The 9,466-nt window shown below is 63.0% G+C and carries 9 protein-coding genes, 1 tRNA gene and 1 riboswitch; of the genes, 7 read left to right on the forward strand and 3 right to left on the reverse strand.

From position 1 onward, the window contains the following. Positions 1-349: 349 nt before the first annotated feature. Positions 350-1,600 (forward strand): site-2 protease family protein, encoded by a 1,251-nt coding sequence (locus NKI99_RS25135; RefSeq protein ID WP_352612448.1) that lies wholly within the window; start codon positions 350-352, stop codon positions 1,598-1,600. A 72-nt stretch (positions 1,601-1,672) separates the two neighbouring features. Here NKI99_RS25135 and lipB read toward each other — a convergent pair whose 3' ends face one another. Next, positions 1,673-2,416, reverse strand: coding sequence for a lipoyl(octanoyl) transferase LipB (gene lipB / locus NKI99_RS25140; RefSeq protein WP_352612449.1), 744 nt, complete (start codon positions 2,414-2,416; stop codon positions 1,673-1,675). A 235-nt stretch (positions 2,417-2,651) separates the two neighbouring features. Here lipB and NKI99_RS25145 point away from each other — a divergent pair. The 3 genes from NKI99_RS25145 to NKI99_RS25155 all read left to right on the forward strand — a co-directional run bounded on the left by NKI99_RS25145 (position 2,652) and on the right by NKI99_RS25155 (position 4,890). Further along, positions 2,652-2,736: transfer RNA gene (locus tag NKI99_RS25145), tRNA-Leu, on the forward strand. A gap of 191 nt (positions 2,737-2,927) precedes the next feature. Next, a complete protein-coding gene (gene mgtE / locus NKI99_RS25150) occupies positions 2,928-4,346 on the forward strand; it encodes a magnesium transporter (protein WP_352439837.1) in 1,419 nt (472 codons plus the stop codon). Positions 4,347-4,503: 157 nt separating this feature from the next. After that, positions 4,504-4,890 carry a MerR family transcriptional regulator gene (locus NKI99_RS25155; protein WP_027034793.1) on the forward strand — a complete coding sequence of 129 codons (387 nt, stop codon included), beginning with the start codon at positions 4,504-4,506 and terminating at the stop codon, positions 4,888-4,890. Positions 4,891-5,142: 252 nt separating this feature from the next. Here the strand turns inward: NKI99_RS25155 and NKI99_RS25160 are convergent, their stop codons facing one another. Then, entirely contained in the window at positions 5,143-5,619 is a 477-nt protein-coding gene (locus NKI99_RS25160; RefSeq protein ID WP_023812367.1) for a methyltransferase family protein, read from the reverse strand. Next, complete coding sequence (locus NKI99_RS25165) at positions 5,616-6,614, reverse strand: heparan-alpha-glucosaminide N-acetyltransferase (protein ID WP_352612451.1); 999 nt, start codon at positions 6,612-6,614, stop codon at positions 5,616-5,618. Before NKI99_RS25165 ends, NKI99_RS25160 begins: the two co-directional genes overlap by 4 nt. Positions 6,615-6,837: 223 nt before the next feature. Between NKI99_RS25165 and NKI99_RS25170 the strand changes: the two genes are divergently transcribed. The 3 genes from NKI99_RS25170 to NKI99_RS25180 all read left to right on the forward strand — a co-directional run bounded on the left by NKI99_RS25170 (position 6,838) and on the right by NKI99_RS25180 (position 9,325). Beyond that, the gene (locus NKI99_RS25170) at positions 6,838-8,037 is read left to right on the forward strand and encodes an MFS transporter (protein ID WP_352612453.1); all 1,200 of its coding nucleotides are present in this window, start codon (positions 6,838-6,840) and stop codon (positions 8,035-8,037) included. Positions 8,038-8,102: 65 nt separating this feature from the next. Further along, a riboswitch (cobalamin riboswitch) is annotated at positions 8,103-8,299 on the forward strand. A 36-nt stretch (positions 8,300-8,335) separates the two neighbouring features. Further along, entirely contained in the window at positions 8,336-8,515 is a 180-nt protein-coding gene (locus tag NKI99_RS25175) for a CbtB domain-containing protein (RefSeq protein ID WP_013531117.1), read from the forward strand. 15 nt (positions 8,516-8,530) lie between these two features. Beyond that, entirely contained in the window at positions 8,531-9,325 is a 795-nt protein-coding gene (locus NKI99_RS25180; protein WP_352439839.1) for a CbtA family protein, read from the forward strand. Positions 9,326-9,466: the final 141 nt, after the last annotated feature.

Below are 9,466 nucleotides of genomic sequence, written 5' to 3' on the forward strand. Positions count from 1 at the left end.
CTCCCCACGTGGCACCGTCCGACGCCCATCAACCCTTTCTTAACCCTGCCGATTTGATCGCCCGGAAATTCCGAATGCGGGCGGATCGTGCCCGTTGACTTTGAAACAAAATTAGAACAAAATGCGAACATATCAACAACAGGAGAGAGTTATGACCGATCTGGTTCAGGATGTCATCTCACTGGTTTGCATGAGCACCTTTCTCGTTTCCATGGCGATCTGGATCGGAGCCATGTGATTTGGCGGCGTTCGCCGTCGCTGTTCCTGCACGGTCGAAGGCCGTTCCGCCGTTAAGCTTTTCTTGCCGCCGCGACGTTAGGGTGCCTGAAAGACAGGGAGCAACGTCCAAGTGTCGCCCATCGTCACGGCCATTCTCGTGGCCAGCAATCTCGGGCTGATCTTTCTCTTGATAACCGTGCCGCTGGGTCTGCGCACGGTCCGGCTGACCCGTCTGGTGGCAATGGATCGTCAGCGCCTCTGGCAGGCGCTGTGGCCGCTCGGCAGCGATGCCGGCTGGTCCGGTGAGATCCTTTCCGCCGAGGCGCCGGACGGCGAGGGCGTGGCCCGCATCACGCTGTCGTGGGAAGGTCGCGACGGCAAGCCGATCGAACGCAAGTCGCGGTTTGAGGACGTCGTCGAAGGTATCAGCTTCTCGATGCGTGTCATTGAGGACACCGCGCTCGATGCTTCGTTCTGGAAGGACTTTTCCGAAACCGCCGAACTCGTTTCCGAAGGCACCAGCACGCGGGTGACGCTCAGCCAGACCGATCGCTATCGCGGCGTCGCCTTCCTGGTGTTCCGCTATTTCGCCCTGTGCCGCGAACTCTCCAAGCTGCAGCGCTGGGCGCGGACCGGGGAGTATCGCAAGGGCGGTTGGTTCGAGCATCCGTTGAGCCAGGTCGGTTTCGCCGGGCTTTCGGCGCTGATCCTGTGGCCATTCTTCGGCCTTCACTTCGGCGGCCTGGCACTGGCCGCGATCCTCACATCGGTGGTCGCCCTGCATGAGCTTGGCCATATGGCGGCGTTTCGGCTTATGGGCCACAACCGGGCACGGATGATCTTCATTCCGCTGCTCGGCGGCATCGCCATTGGCGGGCGGCCCTATGACAGCCGTTTCGAAGTCGCCTTCGTGGCGCTGATGGGCGCCGGCTTCTCCGCATTCCTGGTGCCGGTCGCTATCGCCGCCAGCACCTTTGCCGGCGCTGAAGGACATCGGCTGGCGGCGGCGCTGCTGGCGACCCTGGCCGGCTTTGCCGCACTGTTCAACATCGCCAATCTGGTGCCGGTGTGGAAATTCGACGGCGGTCAGGTGCTGCGCCAGATCTGTCCGGGGCCGGTCGCGCTGGCGCTGGCTTCCTTCTTCCTGCTCTCGGCTTTCCTGGCCGTGGGTTGGCAGGCCGGCTTTTCCTCCAACTTCCTGCTCGCGACGGGAGCGGTGTTTTCGATCCTCAGCCTGCTGACGATGAGCAGCGGAATAAAGCCGCGTCACGAGCTGAAGCCGATCCGCACCATCGACCGCCTCGCCATGGCCGCGGCGTTGCTGGCGGTGTTCGCCATCCATGGCTATGGCGTCCTGTGGGCCTCCGCCCAGCTCATCTGAGGTGTGTTGATATTCAGATGGATGCCGGCCTGTGAATCACACATAGCTTGAGCCGTACCGGATCAGGAAGAATCAGCCGGCCTTGCGCTCGGCTTCGACAGGCAAAGCCGTGGCGGGACCGAACACATCCTCGAAGGCGGATTTCAGCGCCAGGTCAAGATCGGCCATGGTCAGGGGAAGGCCGAGGTCGACGAGGCTGGTGACGCCGTGGTCCTGCACGCCGCAAGGCACGATGCCGCTGAAATGGTCGAGATCGGGCTCGACATTGATGGCGATGCCGTGGAAGCTCACCCAACGCCGCAGCCGAATGCCTATGGCCGCGATCTTGTCCTCCGCCGGCGAGCCGTCCGGCAGGGCAGGGCGATTCGGCCGCACGACCCAGACGCCGACCCGGTCCTCGCGGCGTTCGCCATGCACATTGAAGGCGGCGAGCGTGCCGATGATCCACTGTTCGAGCGCCGCGACGAAGGCGCGGACGTCCTCGCGCCGCCGCTTCAGATCAAGCATGACATAGGCGACCCGCTGGCCCGGCCCATGATAGGTGTATTCGCCGCCGCGTCCCGCCGAAAACACCGGGAAGCGGTCGGCGTCGATCAGATCCTCGCCGCGGGCGCTGGTGCCGGCCGTGTAGAGCGGCGGGTGTTCGACCAGCCAGACCATCTCGCCGGCGGCCCCGCTGCGGATCGCCTCGGCGCGCGCCTTCATGAAGGCAAGTGCTTCGGGATAGGCGGTAAGGCCGGGCTCGATCAGCCATTCGACCGGTGCTGAACCGGGGAGCGGCAGGAACGACGTGGCGATCTGGCTGCGTTCGGGCATGGCGTATCGTCTTTTCGCTTATGCATGTCGCGTCCCAAAACCGCGCCGCACCTTTGGGTGACATCAACCTGCCTTCCATATGGCGACATTAGGCGCAAACGTCCAGTTCCGGGGCTGCATTCGAGCCCTGTGGAGCATTATGCCAATCGCCTGACATTATTGCTTGCCGTGCACTTGTTTCGCCGGAAACGATTTGCTACACGCCGCGAGCCGGTCGGTTCCGGCTCTACCACGTGCGGTCGTGGCGGAATTGGTAGACGCGCAGCGTTGAGGTCGCTGTGGGGCAACCCGTGGAAGTTCGAGTCTTCTCGACCGCACCATTCTCTTCCCAGAGTCCGATTTGTACCGGTCTCGCCCGCTGCGGGCCGGGCGCATTTCGTTTGATATTCCCGCACTTTACGCCACTTTCTTTCTGAGCATCGGATTCTCCCAAAACCGGTTTCCCCTTTTGGGTCCGATGCTCTAGACCTGATTTGCACCTTTTCCGGGATTCTTGTGGCGGGAGGCGCTGGTGGAAGGCGAGCACGAACGGACGACCGGCGCCAGGGCCGCCGAGGACAACCACGCCGATATCTATGGCGAGGACGGCGCCGTGCTTTCGTCCTTCCTGGCGCGGATTGGCGCGGCGATCGCAGACCGCGACACGCTGACCCTCAAGCATGAAGTCGACGACCTGCACCAGTCGGAACTCGGCGACCTGCTCGAGGCGCTGCATCCCGAACAGCGCCGCGCGCTGGTCGAACTCCTGGGCGCCGATTTCGACTTCTCCTCGCTGACGGAGGTCGACGAGGCGATCCGTATGGAGATCGTCGACAATCTGCCCAATGCGCAGATCGCGCAGGCGGTGCAGGAGCTCGATTCCGACGACGCCGTCTACATTCTCGAGGATCTCGACCAGGAAGACCAGGACGAGATCCTGTCGCAACTGCCGTTCACCGAGCGGATCAGGCTGCGCCGCTCGCTTGATTATCCCGAAGAGACGGCCGGCCGCCGCATGCAGACCGAGTTCGTCGCGGTTCCGCCGTTCTGGACGATCGGCCAGACCATCGACTACATGCGCGAGGACAACAACCTTCCCGAGCGCTTCAGCCAGATCTTCGTCATCGATCCGACCTTCAAGCTGCTCGGCGCCATCGACCTCGACCAGATCCTGAGGACCAAGCGTTCGGTCAAGGTCGAGGAAGTGATGCACGAGACGCGGCACGCCATTCCGGCCACCATGGACCAGGAAGAGGCTGCGCGGGAATTCGAGCAGTACGATCTTTTGTCGGCCGCAGTCGTCGACGAGAACGAACGGCTGGTTGGCGTTCTGACCATCGACGATGTCGTCGACGTCATCCAGCAGGAGGCCGAGGAAGATTTGATGCGCATGGGCGGCGTCGGCGACGAAGAGCTTTCCGACAGCATCTTTTCGACCTCGCGATCACGCGTTCCGTGGTTGCTTATCAACCTTCTGACCGCGTTCCTGGCGGCGTCGGTGATCAGCCTGTTCGACCGCACGATCGAACATATCGTCGCACTGGCGGTGCTGATGCCGATCGTCGCAGGCATGGGCGGCAATGCCGGCTCGCAAACCATGACCGTCACCGTGCGGGCGTTGGCGACCAGGGATCTCGACATCTACAATGCCGGCCGCATCATTCGCCGCGAGATGGGTGTCGGCTTCATCAACGGCATCGTCTTCGCCATCCTGATCGGCATCGTTGCGGCAGCCTGGTTCCGTGACCCCAATCTGGGCGGCATCATCGCGGCGGCGATGATCATCAACATGTTCGTGGCCGCCCTGGCCGGCATCCTGATTCCGCTGCTGCTCGATCGTTTCAAGATCGATCCGGCGGTCGCTTCGGCGGTCTTCGTCACCACGGTTACCGACGTCGTCGGTTTCTTTGCATTTCTCGGCATCGCCACGTGGTGGTTCGGTGTGCCCTGAAGGCACGCCTTTTGGCTTAATTGACTTTTACGTAAATGCCGTGCGAGGCTTGCGCGGGGCGCCATGTCGATTCCGGCATGGCATGGGTTTTGGTTCGGGACATAAGGGTGACGCCGGCATGGCGATCGCCCCTTGGTTTCGGCGTGCGGGAGTGGCAATGCGAGAATATTATTCGATCACCGAGTTGACCCGTGAGTTCGATGTGTCGACGCGGACGCTGCGCTTTTACGAGGACGAAGGGCTGGTGCAGCCGGTGCGGCGTGGCCGCACGCGGCTGTTTCGCCCCTCCGACCGCCACCTCATCCGTCAGATCATGCGCGGCAAGAGGCTTGGTTTCTCGATCAACGAAATCCGCGAAATCATCCAGATGTACAGGGAGCCGCCCGGCGAAGTCGGCCAGCTCAACCTGATGATCAAGCGCATCGAGGAAAAGCGCGAGGATCTCCGGCAGAAGCGCCGCGACCTCGAGGAGACGCTGGCTGAACTCGACCAGGCCGAGGAGTCTTGTGTGGAGCGGCTGGTCGAGCTTGGCGTGAATACCTGAGCGGACTGGATTCTATCGCGCGTTAGCGTTCGGAATGAGCGGAAACGTCTATTCCTTCTGCAATGCACCGCGACGGCGCAGAACTTTGCTCCGCTGCACTCCTAGACCGAGGTCACGGCATGGATCCTAGGGTCTCCGCGACGGAGCTGCGCTCCTGCTTCGCCCTAGGATGACGAAGTTCGCAAGACTTAGGCTAATCGCCGAAGTGTGCACCTGTCAAAACCTCTCCGCGATGGAAACCGGAGCGCCAGCTCAAATCCAGCGGCGCACGCGTTTCGCGTAGTCGCGGTATTTCTTGCCGAATTTTGCCGCCAGCATCTTTTCCTCGCCTTCGATCGCCATTTTTTGCGTGGCATAGGCGGCGATGAAGGCGAGCGGCAGGAACCACACGATGCCCGAGACAAAGGCGACGCCGATCAACAGCAGGGTGTTGGCCAGATACATCGGATTGCGGGTGATGCCGAAGGGACCCGTGGTGACCAGGTGATCGGGCACAGCGTTCGGGTTCAGCGTGGTCTTGGCGCGGACCATGGTGCGGATCGCGGTGACCCAGAGCGCTGCAACGGCAAGCAGCACCACCCAGCCGGCGGCGAAAAGAATGTCGCCCAGGAGGTCACCGATCCAGGGCAGGGGATAGAGCAGGCCCAGCGCGATGCTGATGGCGATGGCGGCGGTGTAGATCAGCGGCGGCCACGGTATGAGCCCCGGCTTCGGCTGGTTCTCGGTCATTTGACCCCTTCCTCCATCAACTTGCTGTCCGTCTTGGCGGTACACATGCCGGCGAGATCGGACAGATGCGTCTTCCATTCCGCAGTCTGGTCGTTGTTGTAGAGCCGATCAAGCGTCGCCTCGCCCTCGAGCGTATCGAGCATGCAGACACAGTAGCTCGTACAGAACTCGGTGTCGCGCGACTGCTCGCAGGACAGCTGGCAGGTTTTGAGGAAATTCACCTGCGGGGTTTCGACCTGCGCCGGCATGATCTGCGAGAACAGCCAGACGCAGCCGATCAGCAATGGCTGGTGGATCAGGTAGAACGCCAGGCTGTGCCGGCCGATAAAGACCAGCGGGTTGGCCCAGCGACCGGGCGCCAATTCGGCAAGCCGGGCAAGCACGCCTGAACCGGCGGCGAGTTTCGTCACCGCGATGCCTGCAAGCACGGCGCCGAACCATGGAAACAACGGAACGTAGTCGTTGGAGCGTGGATTGTTAGCCGACAGGCCTACCCACCACAGCCATGGGTGATCGAACGCCTCGAGGCGCAGATAGACAGGCGCCGCAATGACGAGCGCGGCGACGACAAGCGTCAGCAGTGCCGGCAGCCGCAGAAAGGCGAGGCCGAGCAGGCTGGCCAGCGCGATCTCGTGCAAAATGCCGAAGAAGATGAATCCATCCGGGGTGGCGATGCGGGTGACGACCGAAATCGCGATCGCGGCTCCGGCGACCATGGCAAACCGCTTCCAGAAGCCGTTCCAGCGGATCTGTCGGCCATGGGCGAGGTACAGGCTGACGCCAACCAGGAACAGGAAGGTCGAGGCTATGCAGCGCGCGTAGATCTTCCACCAGCCGAAGGCGGTCAGGCCGGGATCGGTGTAGCCGAAGAACTCCAGATCCCAGGTGAAATGGTAGCTTGCCATGGCGATCAGCGCGATGCCGCGCACGATGTCGATGACGACGATGCGCTTTGGTCGATCCTGAACGGGTGCGGTCGGCGTTTGGATGCTCATGGTCTCGCATTCTGATTCAGCCCCGTTGGAGGACTATCACGGTTGCCCCGGACAAAAGAAGACCGGCAATCCTGCCGATAACGCCGGATCGGCCGCGGCATTGGGCCAGTGCCGGGAAGCCTTTGGCCGGCTTCGCTTTTGCCGGATGCACGTCGGTTTCCTCTTATTGGCACTGGGGTCGCCACGGCAGATTTAACCCGGTGAATCTGCTTCGGGGAAAGCAATGTCCACCCATGTGCGCCATCCGATCTGGCTGCCGGCTCTCAAGGCCGCGGACGCGCGCACCTTCGCGTCGCTCTATGCGGTCGAATCCTTCGCCCGCGCCACGGTGTCGAGCGTCATCCCGATCCAGGCCTATGAAATCCTGCACAACGAGCAGATCGTGTCGATGCTCTACACAGTCGTGGCGATGCTCGGCCTGTCGGTGACATTGTTCATGCCGATGCTGATCCGCCGCTTTGCCCGCCGCTGGGTCTACACATCAGGCGCCTGCCTGCTGGCCGTCGGCTCGCTGTTCTTCGTCACCGACACGCTTGCCGGGCAACTGGCCGGCATGCTGTGCCGGGTGATGGGCGCCAGCGCGCTGTCGATCACGCTCAACCTCTACATCATGGACCACATCCGCAAGACCGACTTCATGCAGGCCGAATCGCTGCGCATGGCGTGGTCGATGCTGGCCTGGACCGGTGGGCCGACGCTCGGCATCTTCCTCTACACGCGCTTCGGCATCTATGCCGCGCATGGTGCGGTCGCGGTGTTCGCGTTTGCCCTGCTGGCGCTGTTCTGGACCTACCGCCTCGGCGACAACCAGTCCATCCGTCCGGGCAAGACGCGCCCTGTCAATCCGCTCGCCAATATCGGCCGTTTCGTCGCGCAGCCCAGGCTCAGACTGGCCTGGCTGATTGCCTTCGGCCGCTCCTGCTTCTGGACGACGTTCTTCGTCTATGGGCCGCTGTTCATGGTCATCACGGGCGAGGGCAAGCTGGCCGGTGGCCTGCTGGTTTCGGCCGGCAACGCGCTGTTGTTCATGGCGATTTTCTGGGGCAAGGCAGGAAAGCGCTTTGGTGGCCGCGGAACCATGACATTTGCCTATTTCGCCATGTCAGCCGCGCTGCTGGCGGCGGGCTTGGTCGGCGAAACCGTGCCGTTGCTTACCGGCGCCTTCCTGCTCTGTGGTGCCTTCTTCACCATTGCGCTCGACGCCCTCGGCTCGACCGCCTTCATGCGCTCGGTGCGCTCCTATGAAAGATCTCAGATGGCAGCGGTCTACCGCACCTATCTCGACTTTTCCGAGTTGACGCCGCCGCTGGTCTATTCGGTGGCGCTGGCCTTCTTCGGCCTGGGCTCGGTGTTCGTCACGCTCGGCCTGCTGGCGGCGGTCTGCGGCTTTGTGACGTGGCGCTATCTGCCGAAATCACTTTGACCTTCATGGCGCATTCGCAATGGTCACCGGCGGAATTTGGTTTGCCGGAAGCGAGGATTCTGCCTATAGTCACCGGTGTCGCCGGTTCCATTTTGGAGCCAAGAGGGAATGCGGTGAGGGCGAATTTCGCCCAATGCCGTGGCTGCCCCCGCAACTGTGTGCGGTAGTCCTCTCCATAAACCACTGAGGATTTTTTCTTCGGGAAGGTGGGGAAGGACGCTGATCCGTGAGCCAGGAGACCTGCCGGCGACAGGAAACTGACTTCGATGCCCTCGGGTGGAGGGCGAAAGGACAAGACATGACTACCGCTTCCGTCTCCCTCGGCGCCTCCGTCTCCTCGCAGTCGCGCTTCATGCAGCTCGCGCTTGCCGCGCTGCTCGGCATTTTCGTGATGGGCTTTGTCGGCTTCTCGCATATCGATGCCGTCCATAATGCGGCTCACGACTATCGCCATTCGATGGCGTTTCCCTGCCACTGACGAGGGGCTGACATCATGAATCTGTTTCGCAACGTCGTGTTCATCGCGGCGATCGCAGGGCTCGTGGCCGGCGTCGTCCTCGCCTGCCTGCAGGCCTATGCCACCGTGCCGCTGATCCTGAAGGCGGAAGTTTACGAACAGGCGGGCGGCGGGCATCACCATGACCATGGCGCTCCGGCCGCAACGGATAGCAATGCCATGAGCACAACTGCTCCGGCGGGAGATGCGATGAGCTCTGCTGCCCCGGCTGCGGCGGAAGCCGCTCCGGCAGACGAAGGTTGGGCGCCGGCAGACGGTTTCGAGCGTTTCGCCTTCAGCGTGCTTGCCAATATCGTCACCGGCATCGGCTTCGCCTTGATCCTGGTCGCGGTCTCCGAATTCGCCGGCGGCATCGGTGGCTGGCGCCAGGGCGTGTTCTGGGGCCTTGCCGGCTTTGCCGTGTTCACGCTGGCACCGGGCCTCGGCCTGCCGCCGGAATTGCCTGCCATGCCGGCCGCCGATCTCACCCAGCGGCAGATCTGGTGGTGGGCAACGGTGGCGGCAACCGCTGCCGGTCTCGGCCTGATCGCGTTCCGCAAGTCGCTGCCGCTGGCGATCCTTGCCGTCTTTTTGATCGTCGCACCGCATGTTGTCGGTGCACCGCAGCCCGACAGTTACGAGACGGCGATTCCGGAAGGGCTGCATCACCAGTTCGTGGTGGCGGTGACCGTGACCAACCTCGTGTTCTGGCTGGTGCTCGGCGCGGTCGTCGGTGTGGTGCGTGGCCGCTTCACCGGCACCGCGACCAGCCTGCGCGACAGCTTTGCCTGATCGCAAGACACTGACCTTCCTCATCGGCGGTGGGGGGGGGGGGGGGGGGGGCGCCGCCCCCGGGGGGGGGTGGAGGGGGGGCGCGGGCCGCGGGGGCGGGGGGGGCGCGCGCGCGCAGGGAAGAGAGCGGGAAAGAGGGGG

Origin of the sequence: Mesorhizobium sp. M0239 (genome assembly GCF_040321815.1) — a bacterium.
Classification (GTDB): Bacteria; Pseudomonadota; Alphaproteobacteria; order Rhizobiales; family Rhizobiaceae; genus Mesorhizobium.

Excerpts from the sequence above, each read along its gene's own strand:
- NKI99_RS25160 (WP_023812367.1), bottom strand. The coding sequence starts at position 5,619 with ATGACCGAGAACCAGCCGAAGCCGGGGCTCATACCGTGGCCGCCGCTG.
- NKI99_RS25170 (WP_352612453.1), top strand. The coding sequence starts at position 6,838 with ATGTCCACCCATGTGCGCCATCCGATCTGGCTGCCGGCTCTCAAGGCC.
- NKI99_RS25155 (WP_027034793.1), top strand. The coding sequence starts at position 4,504 with ATGCGAGAATATTATTCGATCACCGAGTTGACCCGTGAGTTCGATGTG.
- NKI99_RS25180 (WP_352439839.1), top strand. The coding sequence starts at position 8,531 with ATGAATCTGTTTCGCAACGTCGTGTTCATCGCGGCGATCGCAGGGCTC.
- lipB (WP_352612449.1), bottom strand. The coding sequence starts at position 2,416 with ATGCCCGAACGCAGCCAGATCGCCACGTCGTTCCTGCCGCTCCCCGGT.
- NKI99_RS25165 (WP_352612451.1), bottom strand. The coding sequence starts at position 6,614 with ATGAGCATCCAAACGCCGACCGCACCCGTTCAGGATCGACCAAAGCGC.
- NKI99_RS25175 (WP_013531117.1), top strand. The coding sequence starts at position 8,336 with ATGACTACCGCTTCCGTCTCCCTCGGCGCCTCCGTCTCCTCGCAGTCG.